Here is a 26,387-nt window from a genome sequence, read left to right as displayed (position 1 = left end):
CCGAGATCGACAACCAGAGCCTCATCCTGCCCCGCCGCGAGCGCCACATTCTCGAATACCTCGTGCGCAACCGCGGACGCCGCCTGACCAAGACGCAGATCTTCAACGCCATCTACGGAATCTATTCCAACGACGTCGAGGAAAGCGTCATCGAAGGCCACATCAGCAAGCTCCGCAAGAAGCTCCGCTTCAAGCTCGGACACGATCCCATCGAAGCAAAGCGATACATCGGATACACCTTCGTCGGGTAAAGATCGCAAGCATCCCTCCTTTGCAGATCGCAGGTTCGAAGAAGCATTGCGATCTGCACTCAGGTCCATACCGCACAGGCATGTCTAGTTTCGGTTGCTTGCGCGAAGGTGTCGTGTTCAGAAGAAAGAACCATCCGCCGGATTCGTCCCCGATTCACGGTTATGATGTTGCGCATGGAACGCACCTGCACCATGCACGTATTGAAGCGAGTCTTTTCAGAGTCGGAGCGTTTCTGCCTCCATGCCTGGTGTCAAAAACATTCTGCCGACTTCGGTGCAGCACGCCGGCGACGCCGCACCTGGCCCCGCCGATGGGCAGCACACCATCGCGACCAAGAACCGCTGGTCGCGCGTCGTTCTGAAATTCCGCGATCTGGCGCCTGATGTGTGGTGCGAATTCAGCTTTCGGATCAGCTGGGAGTCCGATGAAGAAGCGCGCAATGTTCAGGACTTTGCCGCCATCGGATTTTCTTTTCACGCCGATGATGGATCGCTCATCGACTTTGCTTCTGTTCCGGGATTGCATCGTGCGCAAATCGACCCCTATTGCGATTTTGTTCCAGGGCCCGCCTATCATGACAGGCATAGTGAACTGACCCACACAGGCCACGCTCGCGTCGGCTTTTTCGTCCCCGCCCCTGCGACAAGCCTCACAATCACCATTCGCTCGTGGCGCAATTCGCATCCCTTCCGCGTCGAGCGTCTTTCCCTTCGGCAATTCGTGCAGGGCCGCGCAGCGGCAGAAACAACGCAAGAGCCTCGTCCCTCTCAGGAGGAGCTGCACGCTTCCATCCCCGTGCCACGCCGGTGGCGGGCCCTGCGCACAGATCCGCAATGGCTTGGTTACGGCGTCGTTCCGGGACACCGGCTTTTCATCCGTGGGCAGGTGATCGCCAAAGGAGCCGAACGCGACGGGGCCCTAGCCCGCATTGTCTACCGCGATGCACTCGGCAATGCCATCGCTCCGCCTTATGCGGAAACGCTCGCCACGCCGGCCATCGGCGCTTTCGTCAATATCCCGACCAATCTCCAGGCCAACCGGTTCACCTTGGAACTCCTGCCTCCTCACGAGGCGGCTTTCGTCGAAATCGGATTCCAGGCGTGGCGGGACGATGTCGATATGGAATTGGTGCTTCCTCTTGAAGCATCACTCGAAGATTGCCTCCTGCTCGAAAGCATCTCCACCGAAGAGTCGGCTGGAGCGACCCGCTTCCTTCATGATCTTGTCGAGCGGCTCGCCCTGACACCGATGCGCGACGGAAAGCTTGTGCAAGCAGATTTGCTCGACACTCTGCTTGGAAGCGAGCCGCTGGGCACAGCGTTCACGATCCAGAAAAAGCTGCGCAGCATTCAGCTTGGCGAACGTCAGGAATTCTCTTCTGGCCATATCAGTCTTGCGACCTTTCCCGCATGGCAGTTGCCAAACGATCTGACATGGACAGAAGATCCGTTTCGCTCGCCCGCATGGCGGCTCGATTTTCAATCCCTGAGCTGGCTTCTTGATCTGCCGCACGATACGCCCGCCTCAATCGATCACGCCATCAGCATCGCGCTCTCCTGGTTGAACGAGAATCCGTGGGGATCGCCGAAAGACGGGTTGAGTTCTCACCCGCTGGCCCTGGCGCGACGCGCGGAAGTTTTTCTCGAACTTCTTGCTCTTGAAACACCGTCGAAGAATAAAGATCTTCGCGCCCTCATCACGCTTCTCGGGGAAACGATCCGGCACGGCTTTGCCCTTGCGGAGATCGTCGGCCAGAACGTCTTTCCCCTCTCGATTCATCAAATCCACGCGGCTGCCGCGCTCCTTGCAATCGCACAGGCCCTGCCGCGCCTTCCTCTTTCGCGCTACTGGTCATCGCTCGCCCTCGAACATCTGCGCGAAGGATATGGCGCGCTGATCGCACCGGATGGGACCATCGCCGAGCCGTCGCAGCATTATCGGCTGGAACTGATTTCGCTCGGCCTGATTCTCAACAGCATACTGGAGCCGCTCCCCGAGGCCGCTTCGTTCAGGCAGGAACTCCTGCCGCGTCTGCAAGGACCTGCACGCTCGTGCATTGCACTGACGGACCCAAGCGGTGCGCTTCCAGCCTTCGGGGATGCGCCGCATGGCTATGCTCATGCTCCGTGGATGCGGCGTCTCTTGGCCCGCTACGGCCAGCCCTGGATCTCCGATGACGCGATCCGCTCGGAGCTGTCCTACCCCGAAGGGGCGAGAACTCTCGTCTTCGAAAAGAGCGGGATCGCTGCCGCCCGCTATTTCGAACAAGGCCGTCCATGGGCTCACCTGAGCGCTTCGTTCGCAATGCAGCGCCAGATGCACGGCCATTTCGACTGCACGTCGTTCAACTATGCGGCCGGCGGGGTTCGCTGGATTACCGATGCCGGCGGCGCCGCCGATGCGGAAGCGGGACCGCCGCGCCAGTATCTCATCTCCCCAAGAGCGCATAGTGTCGCGATGCCGGACGGGCGGGAGCCGACGTCAGGCACCGCATGGTTGCGTGCCGCCACATCCCTCGCAGGAGTGACGATACTCGACATCGTGAGCAATGTTCATGGCCCCGACTATGCCCATCGCCGCATCTTCGTGTTTCTGAATAATCTCAGCGCAATTGCGGTGTTCGACCATTTCGCCGGAAGCGGGGCATCTTTGATTTTCGAAGGTCTCTTGCATCTGGAGCCCGAGGTCACCGCTTTCATCGCGGGGCCGCAGCTTGCCGTCGGCGTTCGCGACAAAAGAAAATTGCGGATCGTACCGCATGCCATTCAGGGCCGCTTTGGAGGATTTGAAATCGCGCAAGGGCGCAACGAACGTCCTTCATCCGTTCAGGGTTTTGTGTCCCGCCGCCCGGGCACGCTGGAGCCCGCCAACACCATTCGCTATGCCTTTGCCGGGCCAAAAAGCGTATGCGGCGGTGTTTTGCTGAGTTTGGACGATAGCAGCCTGAAGCGGTTGAAAGCGATTGTCGAGAGCGCGGAACTGAAGGATATTCTTGTCGCCAGCTTCAGCTCCTGATGTGCAGGATCAGGACCTGATGTCGCTCTTGTTCACGAAATTGAAGTTCTCGACCAGGATATCCTTGACGATATCGGCGCCGAGGCGCTCGTTGACCCGGGTCTTGATGTTCGCCAAAAGATTGGAGACATTGTATTTCGACAGCTTGCGGAAATCCAGCTTGTCGTCCGAATAGACTTGTCGGAAAGTCTCATCGATGACAAAGGCATCCGGCGGCACCGGCAAAGTGCGCAGTGTTTTGGCGTCGGCGGTAAAGACGAGGTTGGCGATCACATATCCTTGCACCGCGCCATCGGCGATCATGGGTACGTTGATGGCGCGCACCTTCTGGTATTCAAGACCTTCGAGGTATTGCTCGCTCTTGGTTTTCTTGATCCCCACACCCCAATACACAGCCGCATAGCACGACATCAGGGTGATGGCGCAAATCCAGAACCCCGTGACGAGAATGCGAGTCATCTCGCCTCATCCTGCCGGCGCACGAATGCCGAGTACGTGCCGTCCGATTCCGCATTCCGGATGGCGCCGGAAACAATATCGGCAACCTCCTGTACGGCGCGCAGGTTCATCTCGAGAACGGAGTGGTTCAGCTCGATCTTCGCGCGCAGACGCTTGAGGCGTGCGATGGTTTCATGGTCGAGGGATGCGGTATCGATGGCGCGCACCATTCGGCTCAGCTCCAGAAGGCCCTGACTTTTGCGGCGGTTAAACTCTGGCTGGTCAGACCAGTCGTGGGAGAGCAGCGCGGCGGTTTCTGCCTCAATCGTGTCTTCGAGCCTGTCGAGAGAATTGGTCATCATGAGAAATGATCGCTCTTTTGCCGTGCCGTTCACAACGCTTCCGCGCGACGATCCGTCGTCACGCCGGGATGGATCGATTCCGCGGGAGGGTGAGCGGCAAAGACTCTTTTGGCAATGCCGATTCCGCCGGTTCTCGAAATCTGCGTTCCGATCTGCTCCGCCATCATGGATTTCCAGATGCTTCCGGCCGTGCCCTTTCCGAATACGGAATCCGCATCCTTCGGCATCATGGATTCGATGAAGGTCTGGAGAACGAAGGCTTCGAACTTCTCGTAAGCCGCCTTGGACTTGCCGGGCCCGTTCAAGGCATCGCTGCGAATGATGGTTCGAGCGGCATAGGTATCCGGCGGCAGGTGGCTGCTTGACAAGCCAGCCGCCGCCTTGAAGGCTTCCGCGAACTCGCCGGGGTTGGAGGCTCCGGCAATCTGGGAAAGCCTGTTGGCGGCGGCCTGGTAGCGCATCGGATCGGCGGCGCGCGCAACGTCATGCACGATGTCTGAGGGTGGGTTGATCCCCATAGTCGCCCTTCGCTGTCCTTAAATCACTTGCGCTTTTCTATCGTCTCTAGCTTACGGGAGGCTTGCGTCGCGTTTCGTCGCCAACCTGTCGAGCAGGCTCAGGTAGTCCTTCTTTTCAGTGTTTCGCCGATGTTCCTGTTCAAGCGTACCAACCATACGCTCCGTGCGTTTCACCTGCATGGCTTTGTCGAGAACGATCTGGCTTTGCGCAGTTTGCGCCGCTTCAACCTGGCTGGATTGCCCCGCCAGCTGCTGAAGGCGGCGAGCGGCAGGTGCGACGAAAAGGCCATGCAGCGCATCATCGTCATTCAGGGTCTGGATGAGGGTTTCCTGAGCATCGCGCAGTTCGCTCGCCTGTCGCTGCAAGCCCGCAAGCTTCCATTCGGCGATCCTGTGCATTTGTTCTTGAACTTTAAGAAGGCGTTGTGTCTTGCGAAGCCGCTTATCCATCGAGCCTTACCCGTGGCTGAGCCATTGAATGAAACCGGCCATGAAAAGCGACATGAACTCCGTGAAGAGAAAATAGAGCATCAGCAGCCCGCCGAGGAGAACAAAGGGCGTTGCCAGAAAGTAGACCGGTATTTGCGGCGTCAGCTTGTTCGTGATGCCCACCGCCAGGTTCACGATGACCGAATAGATGATGAACGGAGAGCTGATGCGCAGGGAAAGAAGGAACGCATCGGTGATTTGATCCGTGATCTGGACCAGCGCCGTCTGCGCGCCGAACCCCTGCCCCGGCGGCAGGCGTGAATAGGAGGCAACCAACCCGCGAAACAGCTCCCATTGCAGATCGGAGATGAACAGGAGCGCCGTCGCCACCATCATGATAAGGGAGCCGAGAGCGGGCATCGGGTCCGTTTCATCGATAGGCGTGCCGGGAATGCTGCCAAACCCGATGGACATCGCGATGGCCGTTAGAAGGGTCTGCAACGCCATGAAGAAGATGCGCCCCAGAAGGCCGATCGTCAGGCCCGTCAGGGTCTCGGATGCAATCCAAAGAAAAAGAGCGGCATCGTTGCCTGGAAGGTGCCCTTGAAACTTGTCGAGCAGGAGCGGCGAAAGAGCGAAAGTAACGGACAGCGCGATGAAGAGCCGGACCTGCGGCGGAACGCGGGCGCTTGAGAAACCCGGCATGATCAAGAGGCAACCACCGATGCGGCAGAAGATCAGGAAGATCGCGATGAAGGTCTGAGGCGTAACCGTCGTCACGAAATCGTACCAAGCGACTTGATTTCGACCCCACGGGCGATCTCCAGATGCGAGAGCACCGGCAGTGTGGAAAAAAGCCGCTCGATAATCATCCGCACATACGGCCGGGCGTCCGGTGCAGTGACGATGGCAAAGCCATGAACTTCCTTCATGCGTTGCTTGATCGCCTCTGACGCTTCCGTTCCGAACTGCTCCACAAGGCGCGGATCGATATCGAACTCGATGACGTCGCCCTTCGCATCGCGCTTGAGGCTCTGGTGGAAGGCAAGGTCCCAACGGTTCCCGAGACGCAGGACATTGAGAACACCGCCCTCGGCTAGGTCTCCGCAGATCTGCTGCGAAATCCGCATGCGCACATGTTCCACCACTTGTTCAGAGCGCCGAGCGTGGGGCGCGATCTCGGCAATGGCCTCGAGAATGAGGTGAAGATTGCGGATGGAGACCCGCTCTGCCAAAAGGAGCTTGAGGACCGCTTGCAGACCGGAATAGGAGATCTGCGACGGGCAGATGTCGTCGATCAACTTCTTGTATTCCGGATCGAGCCTGTCGAACAGCGCCCGCATGTCCTTGTATGAAAGAAGGTGAGGAAGGTTGTTGCGGATCACCTCACTGAGATGCGTGAGAAGAACGGAGTTGCTGTCCACGGGTTCGAAACCCTGACGTTTGACTTCGCTCGCATAGGAATCTGAAATCCACATCGCCTTCATGCCGAAGGCTGGCTCTCGTATCTCATCGCCCGGCACATCCGGCATCGGCCCATCCCCGATGACGACGAGAAGCTCGCCGGGGCGCGCTTCTTGCGAGGAGACAACCGTTCCGTGAATTTTCACCTGATAGTGCTTGGCCGGAATGGCGAGACTGTCGGTAACCTTGATATCGGGCACGACGAACCCGTATTGCTGGGCGAACTTCCGGCGCATCTTGCTGACACGGTGTGCAAGCTCGCTGTGCGCGCTCAGCAATTGCACCGCAAGGTGCTTGCCAAGGCAAAGCTCGATCTCCGCCGTCTTGAGGGATTCCTTGACGGAATCCTTGCTCTCGATGCGGCTCTTTTCCTCAATCGCCGCCGCTTTCGCCTTCGCAGCGGCCTGTTGCTCGGCAAGACGCTTCGGGATCGTGTAGGCCACGAAGGCGAGGAGAAGCCCCAGGATCGTGAACGGCAGAAGCGGCAACCCCGGAACCATCGCGAAGACGAACATGAGCGCCGAGGCGACGGTGAGCGCGCGCGGATAGGCGCCGAGCTGGCCCAGCACCGCCTGCTCCGCCGTGCCCCGTGTTCCGCCCTTCGAGACGAGAAGGCCCGCCGCCAGGGAGACAACGAGCGCGGGTATCTGCGACACCAGGCCGTCGCCGACGGAAAGCTTCGTGAAGACGTCGGCAGCCTTCGACAGCGGCATGCCGTGGCGGGTGACGCCGATAATGATGCCACCGAAAATGTTGACTGCAATCGTGATAAGGCTCGCCACGGCCTCGCCGCGCACGAATTTCGAAGCACCGTCCATTGAACCGAAGAAGGCGCTCTCCTCCTCCAATTCCCGCCGGCGGTGTTGCGCCTCCTTGTCGTCAATCAGGCCTGCGTTCAAATCCGCATCGATCGCCATCTGCTTACCGGGGATCGCATCGAGGGTGAAGCGCGCGCCGACTTCCGCGATACGGGTCGCGCCCTTGGTAATCACCAGAAAGTTGACGGTGATCAGGATCACGAAGACCACAAGGCCGATCACGAAATCGCCGCTCATGACGAATTGCGAAAAGCCGTTGATGACGTGACCTGCGGCCCCAACGCCCTGGTGCCCGTTGGCGAGGATAAGACGCGTCGTGGCAATGCCGAGCGCCAGCCGCAACATGGTGACGATGAGAAGAACGGTCGGGAACGCGGAGAATTCGAGGGGCTTCTGAATCCAGAGCGCGACCATCAGGATCAACACCGACAGGGCAATGGACAGGGCCAGCCCGATATCGATGAGAAAGGCCGGGATCGGCAAGAAGAGAATTGCGAGAATGCAGACGATGCCGCCTGCAAAAGCGATGTCCCTGCTCTTCGCGCCTTCCGTAATGCCGGCGCTGGAAACGTCGCTTACCGCCATCTCGGCCAGAACCCTCTTACCCCAATCGGCCAAGGATTCGGCTACAAAGCTTGCGTGAAGCTATCTTCGCCGCTTAGCAGGGAACGTTATCAACCTCGTCAGAAGCCCGTGACGATGCGGCCGTAAACTTCCTCGGTGAAGGTGAAGATCTGCGCGCCGATGAACGATCCCGTCACGAGGGTTACCAGGAGGATCGCGATGATCTTCGGGATAAAGGTCAGCGTGACTTCCTGAATCTGGGTCAACGCCTGCACCAGCGCGATGGCGATGCCAACGACCATGGCCGCGCCTACTGCGGGGCCCGCGCCGACGATGATCGTCCAGATCGCAGCGCGAACGATTTCAAGAGCATCGGCCTCATTCATGATCAGCTGACCACGATGCCGGGGCCAAGCAGCAATTCGCTGCCATCGGCCAGCTTTGCGACAGCGCCCTCATTCGTCACCCGCACCGAGGCGACCTGTCCGGAGATCACTCCGTCGGCGGAGGTGATGGTGCGCCCGATCACGCTGTCCGCCTGGGACAGAGCCGATGAGGAGAGGATCGCGTCGAGCTTGGAATTCGAGATCATGCTTTGCTCGACCTGCGAAAAAGTCGCCAGCTGCGCCATGTAGTCCGTCGATTTCATCGGCGCGGTCGGGTCCTGGTTCTTCATCTGCTCCAGAAGGAGCTTGAGGAAGGTATTGTAGTTCAGCGTCGCCGCCGAGCTTTTCGCGGAGGTCGCGCCGGAGGATTTTTGTGAGGCGTTGGCGAGGGCCGTAACGTTGCTGACGTCCATGTCTCGGTTTCCTTCGGTTCAAGCCGCTTGCGTGGGGGCCTTGGTAGCGCCACCCGTAAGAACGTCATTCTCGGTGGAGAACAGGCTGCGGAGAATTTTCAGGGCATCGAACGTCCGCCCTGCCTCGATCAGCTCTGAGACACTGGCGAGACCGGAGAGAATGTTCTCGTTCTCGAACGACTGGCGCGTTGCGGTCTGAAGATCACGGAACATCGTCCGCGCCTTGTCCGAACTGCTCGGGTCGATCAGCATCGCCTGCGCCACAAAATAAAGCTGCCGCAGGGGTGTCGCCGCCTCCTCCACCTGGAGGACGTGATTTTCCAGAAGGAACGTCGCATCGTTCAGAAGCTCGATCGTCACTTTCCGGTCGACCCGCAGAACCGCGCCGTTGATGAATATGCGCTCGCCGGCTCTCAACGAGAGATGCATGGACCTGTTCATCGCAACCCATCCCGGATCATGGTGTTCATCTCGATGAGCGCCCGGTAGTTGGTGGACTGGCCCTGGCGGATCATGTCCGCCTCCTTGACGATCCAGAGACCGACAGAGACAAGCTGGCCTTTCAGAGCGTCCGGCAATCCATTTTCCGTGCTGACGAGGTCCTCGATGAGGAGCGTCCAGAGTCTCTGGACGAAGGAAATGGCGTCCGAGCTTTCCGGGGAATTGTGGCCCTGCGCATCGGCGGCATTCAGGAGGTCGATGGCGCGGTCGAAGGCCATCCTCTCCCGCTCGCGGCATCCGTCGGAGGCGTCTTCGAGAACTTCAGCATACGAATGGCGGTACATCATGCACCCTGGTTCTTAGAGGTAATTGAGAAGGCTGAGTTGCCGCAGCTGCGATGTCAGGGAGTAAGACATCTGAATCTGCGTCGTGAGGGCATCGACCCTTGTTTTCGCCTCGCCGGGGTCGACGTCCTCAAGGCTGCCGATCCCGGTTTCAAGGACATTCTTCTGGATGCCCATTCGCGAGTTGGCATCCGTCACCGTCTTCTCCGCGATCCCGAGGCGGGACTGGATGTCGATGAGTCCGTTGCCGACAGTGCCCAGGATCGAAATGACCTTATCGACGACAACCTGCTGGGTCTCCGTCCTCATGCTCGCGAGGCCGAGATCCGCCGCCATCGTGAGGGCCATTGCGAACTTGCGCATGGCATCCTCGTTCGCGTTAGCCGATGTCTCGATCCGCTCCGTTGTCGAAACCCGGCTTTCGATGTTCTGGCTCGATGCCGAAGACCAGGTGGCCGACCAGTTCGGCGCATCGAAGAGCGTCGTGAAAGCGCCGTTCAGGAACGTGTCCATCTGCGCCGCCGTGATATTGAACACGTTGGGATCGGTCTGCGATATTCCGAATTCCGTCATGAAGGCGGCATCGACAGCCACCTTGGAGGCCGGCGCGGGCGTTCCATAATAATCGTCGATCGGCAACTGCTTGGTGTTCGTTCCGCCGAAGATGTATTGCCCGCCGCTCGACTTGTTAAGTTCCGAAATCAGGGCCTTGAGTTGTGTTCCAGCATTGCTCTGCACGGTTTCCGCGCCGCGCTCCAGCGGAGGAACGGAGAGGAGAGAGTTCAGGAAATTCTCGGCGGATGTTCTGATGTTGTCCATCGCGCCCTTGGTGGTGCTGAGGCGCAAGGTCACCGTGCCGTTGCTGTCCATCAGCGCGCCGATTTCTTCTTTTTCCTGCCGGAGCGTGATGCTCTGCCCGGTCCGGTATCCCAGTGCGAGGCCGACATCCGCATGTCGTCCCGTCGCAATTTCCTGGTTGGCCTTGGCGAGATCGGCCTGCAGCTTGTTGATGGTGCTGCGCGGAGAATTCCAGAGATTGAGTGTGGAGATGAAGGTCGTTTTCATGGTCTTTACCCCACCGCATTCAGAAGCGTCTTCAACATCTCGTCGATAATGGAGATCAGTTTCGCTGAGGCTGAGTAAGACTTTTCGAGCTGCAGCATCAGTGCCGTCTCGTCGTCCATGTTCACGCCTGTCGCATTCGACAGGGCCTCCGAGGCATGGCCGAGAAGCGTGGTCCGGTAGCCGAGCTCGCTCGATGTGTTCTTCCGGCCTGCTTCGAGCCAACTCGCCGAGGACGCGGCAAAGCCGGTCAGGCTTGCCGTTGCGCCGAGCCCCAGGGCCGGATTGAAGGCCCGATCCGCCGCAAGTTTGTCGGCAAGCTCATAAAGCCTGTCCGAGAACGCGGCATTCGTGCCGGCAGCGCCGGGATTATAGTCGTAAGCCGCACCGTTGATGCCGCCATCGCGCAGCAACTCCAGCGTTCCGCCCTGCGCGGGATCGACGAGGGCGTTGACATTGAGCGATCCTGCAAGGCCCTGAAGCGCGGGGCCGGCCGGCAGGCCGGGACCGCCGCTATAAGTGAAGAGGCCCGCTACATTCGGCAAAGCCGGCACGGCCGACTGATCAGACTCGGCAAAAGCCTCGATCAACCCACGTGCGATTTCATCCAGTTGGCTCTGGTAGGTCGTGGCGACATCATCGCGCAATGTCGCCAAGCCGGTGATGCGCCCCTCATGCAGAGGCATCGGCGCGCCCTGGCCCGTCACCTGCACGCCATCGATGTAAACCGCGGCGCCCACCGTGCTGGCGCTGTATGTCGCCGTGGCGTTGAAGGTAACGGTGCGCGGGGTCCGCTCGAACAACGTGACGCCGCTATCGGTATAGACCGCGACATCGTTGTTCTCTCGCGTGACGACGGTGATGCCCATCTCTTCCGAGAGTTTGGCCAGAATGTTGTCGCGGGTATCGAGAGCGTCGCTGACATCGATGCCGGAGGCCGTGCCCTTGACGACCGTTTGGTTGACCGTCGCCAGCCGGCTCAAGAGATCGTTGATGTTGGCCACGGAATCCGCGATTCCGGCATCGGCCTCGGCGCGAGCGTTCTGAATGGTCGCGGTCGCGTCGTTCAGTGTCGTCACAAGGCTCCTGGCCTTTGAGACAACCGCCTGCCCGAGAATGAGGTTATCCGGCTCCTTCGCATATTGCTGGAGGGCCGCGTTCAGCGCGCCGATCCGCGCGGCGGGAGACGTGTTCAGCGCCGTGTCGCCGACTGTCTGCTTGAGCTTGTCGAGCCCATCCAGCAAGGCCTGCTGACCGGCCGCGCCCGATGTCGTCTCCAGCATCTTGTAGAACAGCGCGGTATCAGTCGCACGGTTGATGACCACCCGCGCGGAGCCGCTGCCGGAGACGATGGAAGCAATCTTTCGGGAATAGGCGGGATCCGTCGCGCCAGCCGTGTTGCGCGAAACCACGGACATCTGCGCCGACGAGGCAAGAAGTGATGAACGCGCCGTGTTGAGCGCGAGAGACAAGCCCATGATGCGATGCCCCAGCTGTTACCCTTGAGAAGACTTCAGCGTTTCAGATTCATGAGAACATCCAGAAGCTCGGAGCCCGTCTGGAAGACCTTCGAGTTCGCCGTATAACCTGTCTGCGCCTCGATCATCGCCGTGAGCTCCGTGCCGATATCGACATTCGACTGTTCGAGCGCGCCAACGGAGATGGTGCCAAGGCCCCCCTGCTCCGCAAAGCCGACCTGAATGCCGCCGGACCCGATGCTGGCTTCATAGACATTGCCCGCACGCGGCGTGAGGTTGTCGGGGCTTGGAACATTCGCCAGCGGAACCTTGTAGGAAGCGATGCGCGTGCCGTCCTCATAAACGGCATAGACGGTGCCGTCCGAGCCGAACTCCGCGCCTTTCACCGCTGTCGGTGCATTACCGTCCGCCGCACCCGTCACCTGATATTCGCCCGCCAACTGCGTCATGCCGGCCATGTTGAACGTGAAAGGCTGGCCGTTCGGGATCGTGAAGGCGGCGGTGCTCGGGCCCGTCAGTTGTCCCATCGCATCGAAAGTCAGCGTCGTCGGGCCGCTGAGCGGCGTAGCGGGGAAGCTCGCGGGATTGGCCGCATCGAAGATCGCGACTTCCCATGTATTGGCCGTTGCTTTGGTCAGATAGATATCGAGGGTGACCTTGTTGCCGACATTGTCGTAGGTCACAAGCGACGATTTTTTCGTATAGGTCGTGCCCGCCGGAGGCCGGTTCGCCGGAAGCTCTGGCGTTGCGTCGAACGGCAGATTTCCTGTGATGCTTCCGCTCGTCGTCGGCCGCGCCTGCATCGCCATCGACGAAACGTTCACAGGCACAAGACCGGTGAGGCTGTTGAGAGCGACGTTCGGCTGCCCGCCGGCAAGGCTGTAGCCCATGAGCTGGAAGCCCGCGGCGTTGACGAGATTTCCTGTCGGGCCATCGACGACGAAATTGCCCGCGCGCGTCAGATAGGGCGTGCCCGTCTTGTCAGACACCACGAAGAAGCCGTTGCCCGAAATGGCGAGATCGCTTCCCGAAGTGGTGTATGAAATCGGCCCCTGATCGCCGATGGAATAGCGGACCTTCGTCGTCACCGCGCCGGAATTATAGGCTCCGTTGCCGGAGGACAGAATCAGCGATGAGAACTCGGTCGAAGCGCGTTTGTAACCGCTCGTGCTCGCGTTCTGGATGTTTTCCGCCACTGTTCCCAGCTTGTTGGACTGGGCGTTCATGCCGGAAACACCGCTGCGAAGGACACCATAGAGACTCATACCGGGCTCCCATGAAAAGGTCTTTGTTTCAATAGACGAGTCTTGGCTTGCGCGAGGCTGGCCTGCCGATGAGAACCATCGTTCAAGGCCGCAGCAGCTGCGCCAGTTCGACAAAGGCATCGGTGCTCGCAGGCATTGTCGGGTCCTGCCGCAGGGCCTCATAGATCTTGGGAACGATCACCACCGCCTGATCGAGCTCGGTGTCGTTTCCCGCCTGGTAGCCTCCCATCAGCCGCAGATCGCGTGTATCCTCGAACCGCGCGATGAGAGTGCGGAGCCTGCGGACGAGATCGCGCTGTTCGGCCGTCCAGACATTATCAGCCAAGCGCGAAATCGACCCCAGAACGTTGATGGCGGGATAGCGTCCTTGATCCGCAATCGCGCGGTCGAGAACGATGTGACCATCGAGCGTACCGCGAATGTTGTCGGCAACAGGGTCGTTGTGATCGTCGCCATCGATGAGGACGGAGAAGATGCCGGTGATCGAGCCCTTTCCATCTTCCCCCGGCCCGGCACGCTCAAGAAGGCGCGGCAGGTCGCTGAAGACGCTTGGCGTATAGCCGCGCGCGACGGCAGGCTCACCTGCGGCCAGCGCCACATCCCGCGCCGCATGAGCGTAGCGGGTGACGGAATCGACGATGAGGAGAACGGATTCGCCACGATCACGATAATATTCCGCAACGCAGAGCGCCGTTTTCGGCGCTTGTCGCCGCATCATGGGGCTCTCATCACCCGTGGAAACGACGATGACGGACCGCGCGCGATTGGGCTCGATAGGCCCCTCGAGGAATTCGCGCACCTCGCGGCCACGCTCCCCCACGAGGGCCACCACGATGGTGTCGAAGCCCTCGCACCGCGCAATCATAGACAGAAGCGTTGATTTGCCGACGCCGGAACCCGCGAAGATACCGATGCGCTGCCCCTCGCAGATCGGCGTGAAAAGGTCGATGGCGCGCACTCCGGTCTTCAAAGGTGTGCGCACGCGCGCACGCGTCATCGCCGGCGGCGGCTCTGCATCGCTCGGCATCGGGTCCGGCCCTGGCATGAGAGGCCCGAGCCCATCGACGGGCTCGCCCAAGGAGTTGATGACCCGCCCCTTCCAGCTCGGATGAGGACAAAGGCCCGTTTGCCCAAGCCTGCGAACTCGCGTGCCTATCCCGGCATCGATGGTGCCACCAAACGGCTTGACCGTGACGCCGCCATCATCGACGCGCACGACTTCGCCGACATGGACCCTGTCCTTCACATCGAAGCCGATGCGATCTCCCAGCTTGACGAATTGCGAGAGACCGCTCACGCGGTAAAAGCTCGGCGTGACTTCGCCGATCACGCCACTGACGCGCACTTTCGGCAGGGACTGCTGCCCTCCGAAGAGAGCGGCCTCAAGCCGGTCGAGCGCATTCATCGCGATTTCTCATTATGCCGTAGGGCCAAGCGCACGAATGGCGCTCAAGAGAGAAGACTCCGTTTCCGAAATCGTCGAAGCCGCGCTGTCGAAGGTGCGCGAGATCGTAATCATCTTCGTCATCTCGAGAACCGGATTGACGTTGGCGCCTTCCGAGTACCCCTGCTGCACCCCGATGGACGTGAAGTCTTGCACCAATTGCGGCTGAATGCTCGACATGACGCCGGAATTGTCATAGCGCGTCAGCTGGCTGCCCTCAGCGATCCTGAAGAGGCCGAGCGATCCAAGCTGGTTGTTTCCTTGCGTGATGGAGCCATCCCGCCCGATGGTCGGAGCCGGGCCCTGCGGATCGAGAAGGATCGCCGCGCCTCCGGCATCCAGAACGGAATACCCGCTCACGGTCTGCAGTTCCCCGGCTTCGGTCATTTGCATCCGGCCGTCCTTGGTGTAGGCGATTCCGTTAGGTGTGCCCATAGCGAACCAGGCATCGCCCTGTATCGCGACATCGAGGGGGTTGTCGGTCTTGTTGATCAGGCCGGGGCGCCGGGATATGTACGTCTCTCCCGACGAGGAATAAGCGACGGCGTCGTTACCGACCTTCGAGAGAACCGTGGCGAATTTCACCTCATCGGCCCGATAGCCCGCCGTGCTGACATTAGCGAGGTTGTTCGCAACCGTATTCAAGCGACGCTCGAGAGCGACTTGCGCCGAAAGGGCAACGTAGAGCGCGGATTGCATGTCACACGCCTCCGAATTTAATGCGCTGCAGGCTCATCAGCATGTCTACATCCATACCGCTCCCGGTATCGGCGCTGTTGAACAGCGTTAAAACGGGCGCGGTCGCCGTATTGTTGGTCGCGTCCCACATGATGGCAAAGCGCTTCAGGAAGCGTTCTGTCTCCTTGGGGTCCTTCAAGCTTTCGATATCGAGACGATGCTTGATCATCGCTGCCTGCGCATCGATATTTCCGCCCTCCGGGAGCCCCAGGGTCGTTTGCACCACCTGGAGCAGGGCGGGATCGGCGAGAATGTCGAATGGTCCCGAGATCTCCGCAGCCTTCCGCTGAAAGTAGAGCGCCAGCCGCACGCCCTGATCTTCCTCGCCGGCCGTCGCCTCCAGCGACTGACGCATGTAGTTCTCGACCGTCTTTTCATTGGCCGCCTCAAGCGAGGTCGTCACCTCGCCATACCGAACGAAATTAAACGCCGCCCCGAAACTCTTGTAACGCTCATCCGCCAGACGGTTGGCGAAGCTCGTTTTTTCATCGATCCCTTCGGTCAGGATCCGGCGCATGAATGCCTTGGCGTAGGTCATGTCCTCAAGGCCGTACGCCTTCATCGCATAGGCATAGAGGCGCCGGTCACCAAGGAAATCGTCGATGGATTTCACCTTGCCGATGTTCTCGCGATAATAAGCCGTATCGCGGGCAATGACCGGATCCGCGGCCGTCCGGGCCAGGGACTTCTGCAGATCCTTGGTGATGAGTTGGTAACTCGTGAATGTCGTCAGCATGGGACCACCCTGTCATGAACAGGGCTAACCTCCCGAGCTTGCCCGAAACTGTCCCCCGCCCCGTCCAGCCTCGCGCAAGCCTCGCTTCCTAAGGATGGCTCAAGGCAGAACACCGTGAGGCTGGATCGTTGGGCGTCATCATCGGCTTGGTTGTTGCGATCGGCTCCCTTATCGGCGGCTTCGTCGCGATGGGGGGGCATCTCGCCGTCATCTGGCAACCCTGGGAGTTCGTGATCATCGGCGGCATCGCCATTGGCACGTACATCGTCGCCAATCCAATGCCGGTCGTGACCGATACCGGCCGCGCGACAGTTGAAGCGTTGAAGAGCTCCGTGCCTAAGCGGGGCAACTATCTCGAACTTCTCGGTCTTCTCTATGCGCTGATGCGGGAGTTGCGCACGAAGCCACGGAACGAGGTTGAAGGCCATATCGACGCGCCGCAGGATTCGGCGATCTTCAACAACTTCCCGGGCATTCTCAGAGACAAGGAACTCACCCTGTTCGTCTGCGATTACGTTCGCCTCATCATCATCGGGAATGCCAGGCCTCACGAAATCGAAGCGTTGATGGACGAAGAAATTGCCACGCACCGGCGCGACAAGCTGAAGCCCTATTCGACCCTCACCACCGTCGCAGAGGCTCTTCCCGCCCTCGGCATCGTCGCCGCGGTCCTCGGCATCGTGAAGGCGATGGGCGCCATCGACCAGTCGCCGCAGGTTCTGGGCGGCCTCATCGGCGCTGCGCTGGTCGGCACTTTCGCAGGCATTTTCATTTCTTACGCGATTCTTTCCCCCCTCGCGCTGAAGATCAAGTCGACCCGGGAAAAGCAGTGCCGGGTCTACATCATCATCAAGCAAACCCTGATTGCCTACATGAACGGCGCTTTGCCGCAGATCGCCGTCGAGCATGGCCGCAAGGCCATTTCATCCGCCGACCGCCCCACCATCGACGAGGTTGAAAGCGCGACGATCTCGGGCGGCGGGCAGGCCGCTGATGCCCGGAAAGAGGCCGCCTGAGCATGAGCAATCCGCAAAGCACGACGGATATCCGCGACCGCCTTCTCGACGCCGCCGGCCTCTCCCTCGATCGGCTGCCGATGCTGCATGTGATCTTCGATCGCATGTCGACCTATTGCGCCGATCATCTGCGACACCTCGCAGCCTCTCCGATGTACTATTCGCTCAGTCATATCGAGAGCGGGCGCATCGGCGACATTCTCGAAAGCTACGAATCGAACGCCATCGCCGGCGTCTTCAACGCCACGGAATGGGACAGCCAGGTCCTCGTCGGGTTCGACCGGGACTTTCTCTTCACGATGGTCGAGGTTCTTCTCGGCGCGGATGGCTCCGAGCCGCCGGTGGACGAGGAACGCGGTTTCTCGAACATCGAGCTTCGGATTTCGCAAGCCATTTTCGAGCAGATGGGTAAAGCTCTCCAGGCCTCCTTTGCTCTGGTCGCCGACACCGCCTTCAAATTCGAGCGCCTCGAAACCCGCATGGACTTCGCCGTCATTGGTCGCCGCAACAACCAGGCCGTCGTCGCGAAATTCCTGCTGCAAGCGCTCAACCGCGGCGGCGAGATGTTCGTCATTATTCCGCAATCGGTCCTGAACCCCATGCGCCAGACGCTAGCGCGGGTTCTCTCCGGTGACTCTTCCGCCCGCGATCCGCGCTGGACGAAGCAGATCGCAAGCGAGGTCAAGAGAACGGAAGTCTCTCTGCGAGCGGTTCTCGAAGAGCGCCATCTCACGCTTGGCGAACTCGCAGACCTCAAGATCGGACAGGTTCTCGAACTTCAGGCCACGCCACGCAGCCGCGTGAAGCTGGAGGGCAACGAGCAGGCCCTGTTCTGGTGCCATGTCGGACAGGCCGAGGGGTCATACGTGTTGCGTATCGACGATTTCGTGGATCAAGAACAGGAGTTCATCGATGATGTCCTCTCTCGCTAACGTCATCTTGTTTCTCGCGCTCGTCGGAACCAGCCTTTGCGTGGTCCTCATGTATCGCAAGCTCAAGCAATTCGAGAACCACCAGGCGGAATACAGGAAGGCATTTGAGGACAGCATTGCTGCTCTTGGCTCTGCAGGCGACGCGGTCCGGACCTTCGCAACCGACGGGCGCGTGACCCTCGATGAACTCTCTGCCCGGATAGACGAAGCCAAGTCGCTTGCCTCGCAGCTCGAGACTTTCTCGCCAGGTTCACGCGGTGACCTCGGCACCGCGTGACTTCTGCACAATGCACCTGATGGTTTAATCAAGAAAACGAGGAGTGGCCTTCCATGACGGAGAAGCCCAAGAACGGAAAAGAAGACCAGGCGCATGAGGAGCCGACCTGGCACAACGAGGCGCTGTTTTCGAAAACGGAATCGGGTGACGGAAAGTCTTCTGAGACAATCGACAGCCGGCTCGGCGGTGCGCGCAATCTCGATTCCATCTTGCGCATTCCGGTCCTGATCCAGGTCGTTCTCGGTTCCGCGACCATGCCGGTGGCCAATCTCATGAAACTCGGCCGCGGTGCCATCGTTCCGCTGGACCATCGTGTCGGCGAGCCCGTCGATGTCGTGGTCAACGGTCGCGTGATCGCGCGCGGCGAAGTTGTCGTCGTGGAAGATGACAACTCGCGCTTCGGCGTCTCTCTGACCGAGATCGTCGGTCCGCCGAGTTCAGAGTTCAACAGCTAAGGCGGACTATCGACGATGGCGGGCCGCGCGGCTGTTAAAGCAAATTCTGGAGTCAGGACCCTGCAGGGCGTGGACAAGGTCGCCACGCTTCTCCTGGCGATGGGCAAGCCTGCGGCGGGCCGCCTTCTAAAGCATTTCGGGCCGGAGGAGATCCGGCTGATTACCCGTGCGGCGGCAGAACTCGGGCCTATCGCGCCAACGCAGCTCGAAGCGTTGATAGAAGAGTTTGCCGCGCAATTCTCGAATGGCGCAAGCCTGTTCGGAACGGCGGGCGAGGTCGAAAAGCTTCTGAGCGGTGTTCTGCCACCTGAGCAGGTCGCCGAGTTGATGACCGACATTCTCGGCAACTCCAACCGTTCCATCTGGGACAGGATCTCGAATGTCGCGGAAGGCGTTCTGGCGACCTATCTCATGAAAGAGCATCCGCAGACGGCGGCGCTCATTCTGTCCAAGGTCAAGCCTACCTGCGCGGCGAAGGTCATGGCGCATCTGCCGCCACCACTCCGTAACGGCATCATGCGGCGCATGCTGACCTTCAAGCCCATCGTCGATGAGACGATGCGCAACATCGAGAAGACGATCCATGAAGACTTCATGATCAACTTCTCCCGCAATATGGGCGCGGACACGCACGCCAAGATGGCTGACATCATCAACAAGATGGAACGCGACCATATGGAGGAGGTTCTGCAGAGCCTGACCACCGTTCGTCCGAAATCGGCCGAAATTCTCCGCAGCCTGCTTTTCACCTTCGACGATATCGTCAACCTCACGCCGCGGGCGCGGACTGCCTTGTTCGATCAGATCCCGAACGATCGCGTCGTTCTGGCTCTCAAGGGCACCGACGACGCCTTCCGCAGCATCATCCTCAGCTCGCTTGCCTCGCGCGTGCGGCGCATGGTGGAACACGAACTCAACGGGAAAGAGCCGGCCTCCCAACGCGACGTTCTCGATGCCCGCCGCGCCATTACCGATCTTGCTCTGGAGATGGCCGGGCGCGGCGAGATCGAACTCAATTCGGAGAACGACGGTGACACCTATATCCGTTAAGCGACTGGTGTCGCATGGCTGAAGAGGCCGATAAGGAAAGCAAAACAGAAGCCGCCACAGACAAGAAGATTCGCGATGCCATCGAGAAGGGTAATATTCCCTTCTCGAAAGAGGCGCCCGTTTTCGCCTCTATCGTCGGCCTGCTGATAGTCCTTTCCTTCGCCACCCGCAAAAACGTCGCCGCGCTCACCGAGAAACTCGCGCTTTTCATTGACCATCCGAGAAGCTTTTCCCTGCAGACCGGCGCGGATGCAACACTTCTCTTTCAGGCGCTTGCGCTCGAGATAGGAAGCTTTCTGACGCCGATCATCGTCGTTCTCGTCATCTGCGGCCTCGCATCGTCCATTCTGCAGAACATTCCGCGCGTCGCTTATGAGCGCATCAGGCCGCAATGGTCCCGTATTTCTCCCATGAGCGGCTGGGGACGCATCTTTGGACGCCAGGGACACGTTGAATTTCTCAAATCTGTTTTCAAGTTCTTCACGATTACTCTTGTTTCTATAATTCTCCTTCGTTCAGAGCAGTACAAGGTTGCAGCCGCCATGTTCAGCGATCCGAGTCTCGTCCCGGAAATGATCCTGACGATGGCGATCCGCCTGATCTCCGCGGTCAGCATCGCAACCATCGTTCTTGTGGCGGGCGACCTGATCTGGTCGCGCGTTCGCTGGCAACGCGATCTGCGCATGTCCCGTCAGGAGATCAAGGACGAGTTCAAGCAGATGGAGGGCGATCCGCTCGTCAAGGCTCGCCTGCGCTCGTTGGCGCAGGACCGCTCGCGCAAGAGAATGCTGGCGGCGGTGCCCCGCGCGACCGTGGTCATCGCCAATCCGACGCATTACGCCATTGCCCTGCGCTACGAGCGCGAGGAAACCTCCGCTCCCCTCGTCATCGCCAAGGGCGTCGATCTTGTCGCCCTGCGCATCCGTGAGGCCGCGGAGCGCCACGGGGTTCCCGTTGTCGAGGACAAGGCTCTTGCAAGGTCCATGTATGATAGTGTCGAAGTGGATCGGATGATTCCACCAGATTTCTATCGGGCCGTTGCCCAGATCCTTTTCTTCGTATTGACGAGAAAGAAATGAACGACGAGAAAAACAGACTGACGGGGAGGTCGAGTGGCGGCGAATTGTCAGCCTATGAAAGACTTCTCATCGCCAATCTGAAAGACGTTCTTTCTGAACTTTATCTGATCGATTGCGGCGTTTTTGTTTCCTATGTTTTAAATGAACAGCATGCCAACATCGAAGATCTGGTCAGTTCAGCAACCGAGCTCTTCTTCAAGGAAGGAACGTTATGTTATAGTCATGGCGCGGAGGCGTTATTCGATTGGGCAAACGCCCCGGTAATCGTGCTTGACATGGAGTTTGTTCACACCTCCACGACGGTTTTCTTCAAACTAATACTTAATAGTTTTCAAGCCAATGTATCGATACATCGCATCATTCTCGACAATCGAACCGGCAATGCGGAGAGCGATCTGAAAAGATTCGAGGGCATTCTGGCCGACGCCAGAATAATGTCTCTCTCTCCTCCATGACGGAATGCTTCGGAGAAGAGTAGCTTCAGACTCAACATTGAAGAGCGGCAGCCGCTTCGATGCCCTCAATCGAAGAGGGCATCGATATCGTTCTGGGACGTCAAGCCATCGTCGGAGCTCAGCGCCGGCCCGTTGAGCAGCGCCTTGTCGCCGGTGCGCTCGGTATCCTCATGAGTCTTGACGTCCTTGAAGCTTTCGAGGCCGCCCCAGATCTCGATCATCTGGCGCACGCGCTCTTCGACGAACCGCATAGCGTTGACGACCTTGCTGATGCGTTGACCGGTAATGTCCTGAAAATTGCAGGCCTCGAAAATGCTGATGACCTGGTCCGCCACTTCCCGTGCAACCTCGCGATCGTCGCCCGAAAGACGCGCGGCCAGATTGCCGGCCAATTCGTCCACCTTCTCGGCAGCAGCGAGGATTGCGTTCGTAGCGGCTTCCGTATCCAGAACAATCGCTCCGAGCTCATCGGTCACCCGCGCCATCTCGCGCCCCTGGGCTCCCGCGTAATGCAGCGTCGCAATCTCGGTCTTGGTGCGTTGAATGGCTTCGGAAATCGCATCCAACTCAACCTTGAGGCGCGAAGCCTCTTGCAGATCGCGGCGGTGCTCCTCAATGAGCGAATAGGACACCTCGTGGGTCGGCTCCATCAATTCCCGCAAGGCTGCGAAGGCATTCATGATCTCGACATGCCGGAGTGAAGCATCGGTGTCCGTCAGTACCTCCGCGCCCCGCGCTTCGATACGATAGCTCTTGTGCGTATTCATGACTCTGCCTTTCATCCCAGTCTCATTCCCCGAGAACGGCGGAGATTTTCGCCTGCAGGGTCTGCGCGTTGAAAGGCTTGACGATGTAGTTGTTCACGCCCGCCTTCTTTGCGGCAACGACATTTTCCGTCTTCGACTCTGCCGTTACCATGATGAAGGGGAGATGCTGCAGCTTTTCATCGGCACGCACCTGCTGCAGCAATTCGTATCCGGTCATCGGCTCCATGTTCCAATCGGAAATCACGAGGCCGTATTCCTTCTCCCTGAGCTTGGCGAGGGCGGCTGCGCCGTCTGAGGCGTCATCCACGTCGTTGAAGCCCACCTGCTTCAGGAGATTGCGGAGAATCCGCACCATCGTCTGATAGTCATCGACGACGAGAACGGGGATGGAAAAGTCAAGGCTCATGCTGATTGTCCCATATCATGTCAGTGAAGTTGAAAAATCCTGTTTTCTAAGCAGCGCGCACTTCAGCCCCGAAGGCGAGCACGGCATCGACGTCGAGAATGATGAGAAGCTTTCCGTCAAGCTGGTGGACCCCTTGCGAGAGCGCGGCCCATTCCGGGTCCATGTGAACCGGGTTCGGCTGCAGGGCGTCGGGATCGAGCTTGAGCACTTCCCCGACTTCATCCACGAGCAGGCCGAAGGCCTCACCCCGATGCTCGAGCCCCACCGCCATGCGCCGCTCAACCTTTTCGAGATCGGGCAATCCAAGACGCCGGCGCAGCGAGACGGCGGTGACGACACGCCCGCGCAGATTCAGTAGCCCGGCGATCTCGCGCGAAGCCAGCGGCACGGCGGTGATCTCGCTGGCCACGAATACGTCGTGCACACGCTCGATGGGCAGGGCGAGCATCTGGCCCGCAACGGTCACGGTCGGGTATTCGCGGTAATCGGCGAAAGTCTTCATCTCTCCCGCGCCGACGACGATCCGGCTGTTCGTGTTGTCCTGTTTCATGCCGCGACCTCAAGAGGGGTGTTCAGTTCAGCGAGTGCCGAGAGCAAGCCGCGGCGGTCAAACTTTGCCACCAGCTCGGTAACGTGAAGCTTGCGTGCCTGTGCGATCTGGCGGGGATCGTGCTTCACAGCGAGGGCAATCACAGGAAGATCGCCGGCCTCGGGCAACGCCCGCATGACCTCGACAAAGTCGAAGCCCGAGCGATCGGGAAGGTCGAGATCCGTGATGACGATATCGACATGCAAACCTGCCGCAAGGAGTTGCAGTGCTTCCGCCGCGCTCGCTGCCGCATGAACCTTGTATCCCGATGCCTTCAGAACGGGGGTGAGCATGTCGCGGAAGAACGCAGACCCATCGACGAGCAGGACCGAGCGGGCAACAGATGCTGTATCGGCAGTGGACCGCATCCATGCCTCGTGGACTAACGGGAGATAGTGCGCCACATTGACGATCTCCGTCGCACGCCCCTTGATGACAGCGGAACCGATGAGATCAGAGCGATCCGCCACAAGCTCGATGGCCAGCGTATCGTCAACGATGTCGACGATTTCATCGACGGCAAGGCCCATCGCGAGGTCACCATCGGAGAACACCACGAGCGCCTGTATTCCCTCTCGCCTGATTTCCAGGGCTTCGTCCGCAGAAACCAGCGGCATCAAGCGGCCACGGTACTGGACAAGCGGACGACCGCCGAGCCACTCGATGGTGCTCGCGTCGATCTCCTCCAGACGCGTGACGAGCGAAAGCGGAACCGCCTTAAGGCTTTCGCTGCCGCCACGAAAGACAAGGAGCGTCGTGAGATCATTCTCGATCAGATCTTCCGACTCAATGGCCTCATCACCCTGCTGGCCTTCGCCGGCACCGGAGCCGACCATGCGCGCAAGGCCGTTCGGGTCGACAATGAGGACGACCGCACCGTCCCCCAGGATGGTATTTCCTGAGAACAGCTGAATGTGGCGAAGCTTGGAAGACATCGGCTTGACGACGATTTCCTCGGTGTGGAACACGCCATCCACCAGAATTCCGAAGCGCTGGCGGCCGACCTGCGTGACGACAACGAAACCTTCATCCGCCGTCTCCTCGCCGCCAAGGCCGAGGATCTTCGACAAGGGAACGATGGGCAGAAGCCGCTCCCGGAGGCGTAAGACGGGCGTTCCGTTGATCCGCTCGATCGTGTGCTCGGAGCCCGGCGTCACGCGCACGAGCTCCAGCACCGCAACCTGCGGAATGGCAAAGCGCTGATCCTTGGACGAGACGATCAGAGCCGCGACGATGGCCAACGTCAGCGGGATCTTGATCGTGAATGTGGTACCGCGCCCCTGTTCGGAGCGGATTTCCACGGTTCCGCCGATCAGTTCGATATTGGTCTTGACCACGTCCATGCCGACGCCACGACCGGAGACGGACGTTACCGCCTTGGCTGTCGAGAAGCCGGGATGGAAGATAAACTTCGCGATCTGCGCATCGCTCATGCGCTCGACTTCCTGCTCGGTCGCGACACTTCTCTCCACGGCCTTCTTCCGAATGGCCGCATAATTGAGACCGCGCCCGTCATCGGCGATTTCGATCGTGATCGTTCCGCCTTCATGATAGGCGTTGAGCCGGATCGTTCCGCGCTCCGGCTTTCCGGCAACCTTGCGCTCAAGCGGCGCCTCAATGCCGTGGTCGGCGGAGTTGCGGACCATGTGGGTCAGCGGGTCCTTGATAACGTCGAGAACCTGCCGATCCAATTCCGTATCGGCCCCCTGCATGACAAGGTCGATGCGCTTCGACAGTTCCGCCGAGAGATCGCGCACCACACGGGGAAGCTTCTGCCACGCATTGCCGATGGGCTGCATGCGCGTCTTCATCACCCCTTCCTGCAACTCCGCTGTCACATGGGACAGACGCTGCAGCGGCACTTTATAAGCCTGGTCATCGACGCGCCGCGAAATTTCAAGAAGCTGATTACGCGTGAGAACGAGCTCAGACACCATCGTCATCAGGTGTTCGAGCGTATCCACATTGACGCGAATGGATTGAACTTTGTTGACAGCCGCCTCGCTCTCACCAGCCTCCGCTCCTTCCGGCGGCTTTGTCTCGGAAGTCACTGGCTGTGGCGCAAGGGCCGGGACTTTGGGAGCAGGCTTTGCGGGCGGCGCGCCCGGCCCGGGCGTTTCCCGGAAGGCGCGCTCCAATTCATCGAGAGAGACTTCGCCCGGCCGAAGCTCGCGCTCAAGAACCTGATAACTCAGCGTTCCGGCAGTATGCGGCGCGGCTGCGGGCTGCGCCACCGGCGCGTCCTCAGTCGCCATGTGCTCGAGCCTGTCGATGAGGTCGCGGTCTTCGCCATCGGGCTCTGTGCCTAGGCGTTCGAGCTCGCCCAGGATTTCCTTGATCCGGTCGAGGGTCGCGAGGATCAGCGTCACGGCTTCGGTCGTGACCGGCATGCCATCGCGGAATTTTCCCATCAAGGTTTCCGCCGCATGGGCCAGCGATTCAAGACGGGGTAAGCCTAAAAAGCCGCACGTTCCCTTGATGGTGTGAACCAGACGGAAAATGTTCGCGAGGATCGTCTGATTGTTCGGATCCTGCTCGAACCGCACGAGTTCGACATCGACCGTATCGAGATGTTCTCCCGTCTCGGTCAGAAACTCACGAAGAAGATCGTCCATTGGCGCAACTCACCTTGGATGCCGCTTGCCGGGAAGCGCCAGGTGGCGCTTCCGTTTCTTTGAAGGCGTGCTTGAGATCGCTCAAGCGGCCTTGACGCCGGAGAGGAAGCCGTCGACCTCCTGGCCGAGGGTTGAGGAGTGGCGGGCGAGCTCCTGGGCGGCGCCGAGGACCTGGGAGGCGGCAGCGCCCGTCTCGCCGGCGCCCTGGCGGACATCGCCGATGTTGCCGGTGACCATCTCCGTGCCGCGCGCGGCCTCCTGCACGTTGCGCGCGATCTCCGCCGTCGCCGCGCCCTGCTCCTCCATCGCCGCCGCGATCGACACCGAGATCTGCGACATCTCCGTGATCGTCTTGGCGATCTCGTGGATCGCCCGCACCGCCTCGTCCGTCGCCTGCTGCACCGAGCCGATCTGTGCCGAGATCTCGTCCGTCGCCTTCGAGGTCTGGTTCGCCAGCTCCTTCACCTCAGAGGCCACCACCGCAAAGCCCTTGCCGGCCTCCCCCGCCCGCGCCGCCTCGATGGTCGCGTTCAGGGCCAGAAGGTTCGTCTGGCCCGCGATGTTGTTGATCAGCGCGAT

The 26,387-nt window shown here is 59.9% G+C and carries 30 protein-coding genes; 9 read left to right on the top strand and 21 right to left on the bottom strand.

Annotated features, from left to right (window positions below; all coding sequences use genetic code 11):
• Together DQW91_RS16150 and DQW91_RS16145 are read left to right on the top strand one after the other, a co-directional pair.
• Positions 1-251, top strand: a 251-nt coding sequence (locus tag DQW91_RS16150) for a winged helix-turn-helix domain-containing protein (RefSeq protein ID WP_198411886.1), incomplete at its 5' end; no start/stop codon positions are given.
• 241 nt (positions 252-492) lie between these two features.
• Complete coding sequence (locus DQW91_RS16145) at positions 493-3,267, top strand: heparinase II/III domain-containing protein (protein WP_112664683.1); 2,775 nt, start codon at positions 493-495, stop codon at positions 3,265-3,267.
• Between the two features lie 9 nt (positions 3,268-3,276).
• Here the strand turns inward: DQW91_RS16145 and DQW91_RS16140 are convergent, their stop codons facing one another.
• The 16 genes from DQW91_RS16140 to DQW91_RS16065 form a co-directional block, all read right to left on the bottom strand.
• A complete protein-coding gene (locus DQW91_RS16140) occupies positions 3,277-3,726 on the bottom strand; it encodes a hypothetical protein (protein ID WP_112664682.1) in 450 nt (149 codons plus the stop codon).
• Complete coding sequence (locus DQW91_RS16135) at positions 3,723-4,067, bottom strand: flagellar protein FlgN (protein WP_112664681.1); 345 nt, start codon at positions 4,065-4,067, stop codon at positions 3,723-3,725. Before DQW91_RS16135 ends, DQW91_RS16140 begins: the two co-directional genes overlap by 4 nt.
• Positions 4,068-4,096: 29 nt before the next feature.
• Positions 4,097-4,585: a rod-binding protein gene (locus DQW91_RS16130; protein ID WP_112664680.1), complete on the bottom strand. Its 489-nt coding sequence runs from the start codon at positions 4,583-4,585 to the stop codon at positions 4,097-4,099.
• 51 nt (positions 4,586-4,636) lie between these two features.
• Positions 4,637-5,035 (bottom strand): hypothetical protein, encoded by a 399-nt coding sequence (locus DQW91_RS16125; protein WP_157961486.1) that lies wholly within the window; start codon positions 5,033-5,035, stop codon positions 4,637-4,639.
• Positions 5,036-5,041: 6 nt separating this feature from the next.
• Positions 5,042-5,794 (bottom strand): flagellar biosynthesis protein FliR, encoded by a 753-nt coding sequence (gene fliR / locus DQW91_RS16120; RefSeq protein ID WP_112664678.1) that lies wholly within the window; start codon positions 5,792-5,794, stop codon positions 5,042-5,044.
• A complete protein-coding gene (gene flhA, locus DQW91_RS16115) occupies positions 5,791-7,881 on the bottom strand; it encodes a flagellar biosynthesis protein FlhA (protein WP_112664677.1) in 2,091 nt (696 codons plus the stop codon). Before flhA ends, fliR begins: the two co-directional genes overlap by 4 nt.
• Positions 7,882-7,979: 98 nt before the next feature.
• Positions 7,980-8,246, bottom strand: a complete 267-nt coding sequence (gene fliQ, locus DQW91_RS16110; RefSeq protein WP_112664676.1) for a flagellar biosynthesis protein FliQ — start codon at positions 8,244-8,246, stop codon at positions 7,980-7,982.
• 2 nt (positions 8,247-8,248) lie between these two features.
• Complete coding sequence (gene flgD / locus DQW91_RS16105; protein WP_112664675.1) at positions 8,249-8,659, bottom strand: flagellar hook assembly protein FlgD; 411 nt, start codon at positions 8,657-8,659, stop codon at positions 8,249-8,251.
• 18 nt (positions 8,660-8,677) lie between these two features.
• A complete protein-coding gene (gene flbT / locus DQW91_RS16100; RefSeq protein ID WP_245411082.1) occupies positions 8,678-9,100 on the bottom strand; it encodes a flagellar biosynthesis repressor FlbT in 423 nt (140 codons plus the stop codon).
• The gene (flaF, locus tag DQW91_RS16095) at positions 9,097-9,447 is read right to left on the bottom strand and encodes a flagellar biosynthesis regulator FlaF (RefSeq protein WP_342633218.1); all 351 of its coding nucleotides are present in this window, start codon (positions 9,445-9,447) and stop codon (positions 9,097-9,099) included. The genes flbT and flaF overlap by 4 nt, the downstream gene beginning before the upstream one ends.
• A gap of 12 nt (positions 9,448-9,459) precedes the next feature.
• Positions 9,460-10,509, bottom strand: a complete 1,050-nt coding sequence (locus DQW91_RS16090; protein ID WP_112664672.1) for a flagellar hook-associated family protein — start codon at positions 10,507-10,509, stop codon at positions 9,460-9,462.
• Between the two features lie 5 nt (positions 10,510-10,514).
• Entirely contained in the window at positions 10,515-11,984 is a 1,470-nt protein-coding gene (gene flgK / locus DQW91_RS16085; RefSeq protein ID WP_112664671.1) for a flagellar hook-associated protein FlgK, read from the bottom strand.
• 35 nt (positions 11,985-12,019) lie between these two features.
• On the bottom strand, positions 12,020-13,249 hold the full coding sequence (locus tag DQW91_RS16080; RefSeq protein WP_112664670.1) for a flagellar hook protein FlgE: 1,230 nt from the start codon (positions 13,247-13,249) through the stop codon (positions 12,020-12,022).
• Between the two features lie 82 nt (positions 13,250-13,331).
• On the bottom strand, positions 13,332-14,654 hold the full coding sequence (fliI, locus tag DQW91_RS16075) for a flagellar protein export ATPase FliI (RefSeq protein ID WP_112664669.1): 1,323 nt from the start codon (positions 14,652-14,654) through the stop codon (positions 13,332-13,334).
• A gap of 12 nt (positions 14,655-14,666) precedes the next feature.
• Positions 14,667-15,392, bottom strand: coding sequence for a flagellar basal-body rod protein FlgF (gene flgF, locus DQW91_RS16070; RefSeq protein WP_112664668.1), 726 nt, complete (start codon positions 15,390-15,392; stop codon positions 14,667-14,669).
• Position 15,393: 1 nt separating this feature from the next.
• Entirely contained in the window at positions 15,394-16,167 is a 774-nt protein-coding gene (locus DQW91_RS16065; protein WP_112664667.1) for a DUF1217 domain-containing protein, read from the bottom strand.
• A gap of 128 nt (positions 16,168-16,295) precedes the next feature.
• Here DQW91_RS16065 and motA point away from each other — a divergent pair, with 128 nt between their 5' ends.
• The 7 genes from motA to DQW91_RS16030 are packed head-to-tail and all read left to right on the top strand — an operon-like array spanning position 16,296 to position 21,431.
• Positions 16,296-17,183, top strand: coding sequence for a flagellar motor stator protein MotA (motA, locus tag DQW91_RS16060; RefSeq protein ID WP_112664666.1), 888 nt, complete (start codon positions 16,296-16,298; stop codon positions 17,181-17,183).
• Between the two features lie 2 nt (positions 17,184-17,185).
• Positions 17,186-18,115, top strand: a complete 930-nt coding sequence (locus tag DQW91_RS16055) for a flagellar motor switch protein FliM (RefSeq protein WP_112664665.1) — start codon at positions 17,186-17,188, stop codon at positions 18,113-18,115.
• Positions 18,096-18,392 (top strand): hypothetical protein, encoded by a 297-nt coding sequence (locus DQW91_RS16050; protein ID WP_245411081.1) that lies wholly within the window; start codon positions 18,096-18,098, stop codon positions 18,390-18,392. Before DQW91_RS16055 ends, DQW91_RS16050 begins: the two co-directional genes overlap by 20 nt.
• A 53-nt stretch (positions 18,393-18,445) precedes the next feature.
• Positions 18,446-18,847, top strand: coding sequence for a flagellar motor switch protein FliN (gene fliN, locus DQW91_RS16045; RefSeq protein ID WP_112664664.1), 402 nt, complete (start codon positions 18,446-18,448; stop codon positions 18,845-18,847).
• Positions 18,848-18,862: 15 nt separating this feature from the next.
• Positions 18,863-19,897, top strand: a complete 1,035-nt coding sequence (locus DQW91_RS16040; protein WP_112664663.1) for a flagellar motor switch protein FliG — start codon at positions 18,863-18,865, stop codon at positions 19,895-19,897.
• Between the two features lie 14 nt (positions 19,898-19,911).
• Positions 19,912-20,976, top strand: a complete 1,065-nt coding sequence (flhB, locus tag DQW91_RS16035; RefSeq protein ID WP_112664662.1) for a flagellar biosynthesis protein FlhB — start codon at positions 19,912-19,914, stop codon at positions 20,974-20,976.
• A complete protein-coding gene (locus tag DQW91_RS16030; protein WP_112664661.1) occupies positions 20,973-21,431 on the top strand; it encodes a hypothetical protein in 459 nt (152 codons plus the stop codon). The genes flhB and DQW91_RS16030 overlap by 4 nt, the downstream gene beginning before the upstream one ends.
• 65 nt (positions 21,432-21,496) lie before the next feature.
• Here DQW91_RS16030 and DQW91_RS16025 read toward each other — a convergent pair whose 3' ends face one another.
• The 5 genes from DQW91_RS16025 to DQW91_RS16005 form a co-directional block, all read right to left on the bottom strand.
• Positions 21,497-22,213 carry a protein phosphatase CheZ gene (locus DQW91_RS16025; RefSeq protein WP_112664660.1) on the bottom strand — a complete coding sequence of 239 codons (717 nt, stop codon included), beginning with the start codon at positions 22,211-22,213 and terminating at the stop codon, positions 21,497-21,499.
• A gap of 7 nt (positions 22,214-22,220) precedes the next feature.
• On the bottom strand, positions 22,221-22,604 hold the full coding sequence (locus tag DQW91_RS16020) for a response regulator (RefSeq protein ID WP_112664659.1): 384 nt from the start codon (positions 22,602-22,604) through the stop codon (positions 22,221-22,223).
• A gap of 46 nt (positions 22,605-22,650) precedes the next feature.
• Positions 22,651-23,106 carry a chemotaxis protein CheW gene (locus DQW91_RS16015; protein WP_112664684.1) on the bottom strand — a complete coding sequence of 152 codons (456 nt, stop codon included), beginning with the start codon at positions 23,104-23,106 and terminating at the stop codon, positions 22,651-22,653.
• 44 nt (positions 23,107-23,150) lie between these two features.
• Positions 23,151-25,808 carry a hybrid sensor histidine kinase/response regulator gene (locus DQW91_RS16010; protein ID WP_112664658.1) on the bottom strand — a complete coding sequence of 886 codons (2,658 nt, stop codon included), beginning with the start codon at positions 25,806-25,808 and terminating at the stop codon, positions 23,151-23,153.
• Positions 25,809-25,889: 81 nt separating this feature from the next.
• Positions 25,890-26,387 (bottom strand): methyl-accepting chemotaxis protein (locus DQW91_RS16005; protein WP_245411080.1); only part of this gene is annotated, 498 nt, incomplete at its 5' end.

Origin of the sequence: Microvirga flavescens, from assembly GCF_003290125.1 — a bacterium.
Classification (GTDB): Bacteria; Pseudomonadota; Alphaproteobacteria; order Rhizobiales; family Beijerinckiaceae; genus Microvirga; species Microvirga flavescens.
The sequence above is the reverse complement of the archived record's forward strand: the minus strand, read 5'-3'. Positions and strand labels throughout refer to the sequence as shown.

What these genes read in the sequence shown, in the direction of transcription:
- DQW91_RS16145 (WP_112664683.1), top strand. Translation starts at nt 493, where the DNA reads ATGCCTGGTGTCAAAAACATTCTGCCGACTTCGGTGCAGCACGCCGGC.
- DQW91_RS16140 (WP_112664682.1), bottom strand. Translation starts at nt 3,726, where the DNA reads ATGACTCGCATTCTCGTCACGGGGTTCTGGATTTGCGCCATCACCCTG.
- DQW91_RS16135 (WP_112664681.1), bottom strand. Translation starts at nt 4,067, where the DNA reads ATGATGACCAATTCTCTCGACAGGCTCGAAGACACGATTGAGGCAGAA.
- DQW91_RS16130 (WP_112664680.1), bottom strand. Translation starts at nt 4,585, where the DNA reads ATGGGGATCAACCCACCCTCAGACATCGTGCATGACGTTGCGCGCGCC.
- DQW91_RS16125 (WP_157961486.1), bottom strand. Translation starts at nt 5,035, where the DNA reads ATGGATAAGCGGCTTCGCAAGACACAACGCCTTCTTAAAGTTCAAGAA.
- flhA (WP_112664677.1), bottom strand. Translation starts at nt 7,881, where the DNA reads ATGGCGGTAAGCGACGTTTCCAGCGCCGGCATTACGGAAGGCGCGAAG.
- fliQ (WP_112664676.1), bottom strand. Translation starts at nt 8,246, where the DNA reads ATGAATGAGGCCGATGCTCTTGAAATCGTTCGCGCTGCGATCTGGACG.
- flgD (WP_112664675.1), bottom strand. Translation starts at nt 8,659, where the DNA reads ATGGACGTCAGCAACGTTACGGCCCTCGCCAACGCCTCACAAAAATCC.
- flbT (WP_245411082.1), bottom strand. Translation starts at nt 9,100, where the DNA reads ATGAACAGGTCCATGCATCTCTCGTTGAGAGCCGGCGAGCGCATATTC.
- flaF (WP_342633218.1), bottom strand. Translation starts at nt 9,447, where the DNA reads ATGATGTACCGCCATTCGTATGCTGAAGTTCTCGAAGACGCCTCCGAC.
- DQW91_RS16090 (WP_112664672.1), bottom strand. Translation starts at nt 10,509, where the DNA reads ATGAAAACGACCTTCATCTCCACACTCAATCTCTGGAATTCTCCGCGC.
- flgK (WP_112664671.1), bottom strand. Translation starts at nt 11,984, where the DNA reads ATGGGCTTGTCTCTCGCGCTCAACACGGCGCGTTCATCACTTCTTGCC.
- DQW91_RS16080 (WP_112664670.1), bottom strand. Translation starts at nt 13,249, where the DNA reads ATGAGTCTCTATGGTGTCCTTCGCAGCGGTGTTTCCGGCATGAACGCC.
- fliI (WP_112664669.1), bottom strand. Translation starts at nt 14,654, where the DNA reads ATGAATGCGCTCGACCGGCTTGAGGCCGCTCTCTTCGGAGGGCAGCAG.
- flgF (WP_112664668.1), bottom strand. Translation starts at nt 15,392, where the DNA reads ATGCAATCCGCGCTCTACGTTGCCCTTTCGGCGCAAGTCGCTCTCGAG.
- DQW91_RS16065 (WP_112664667.1), bottom strand. Translation starts at nt 16,167, where the DNA reads ATGCTGACGACATTCACGAGTTACCAACTCATCACCAAGGATCTGCAG.
- DQW91_RS16055 (WP_112664665.1), top strand. Translation starts at nt 17,186, where the DNA reads ATGAGCAATCCGCAAAGCACGACGGATATCCGCGACCGCCTTCTCGAC.
- DQW91_RS16050 (WP_245411081.1), top strand. Translation starts at nt 18,096, where the DNA reads ATGATGTCCTCTCTCGCTAACGTCATCTTGTTTCTCGCGCTCGTCGGA.
- fliN (WP_112664664.1), top strand. Translation starts at nt 18,446, where the DNA reads ATGACGGAGAAGCCCAAGAACGGAAAAGAAGACCAGGCGCATGAGGAG.
- DQW91_RS16040 (WP_112664663.1), top strand. Translation starts at nt 18,863, where the DNA reads ATGGCGGGCCGCGCGGCTGTTAAAGCAAATTCTGGAGTCAGGACCCTG.
- flhB (WP_112664662.1), top strand. Translation starts at nt 19,912, where the DNA reads ATGGCTGAAGAGGCCGATAAGGAAAGCAAAACAGAAGCCGCCACAGAC.
- DQW91_RS16030 (WP_112664661.1), top strand. Translation starts at nt 20,973, where the DNA reads ATGAACGACGAGAAAAACAGACTGACGGGGAGGTCGAGTGGCGGCGAA.
- DQW91_RS16025 (WP_112664660.1), bottom strand. Translation starts at nt 22,213, where the DNA reads ATGAAAGGCAGAGTCATGAATACGCACAAGAGCTATCGTATCGAAGCG.
- DQW91_RS16020 (WP_112664659.1), bottom strand. Translation starts at nt 22,604, where the DNA reads ATGAGCCTTGACTTTTCCATCCCCGTTCTCGTCGTCGATGACTATCAG.
- DQW91_RS16015 (WP_112664684.1), bottom strand. Translation starts at nt 23,106, where the DNA reads ATGAAGACTTTCGCCGATTACCGCGAATACCCGACCGTGACCGTTGCG.
- DQW91_RS16010 (WP_112664658.1), bottom strand. Translation starts at nt 25,808, where the DNA reads ATGGACGATCTTCTTCGTGAGTTTCTGACCGAGACGGGAGAACATCTC.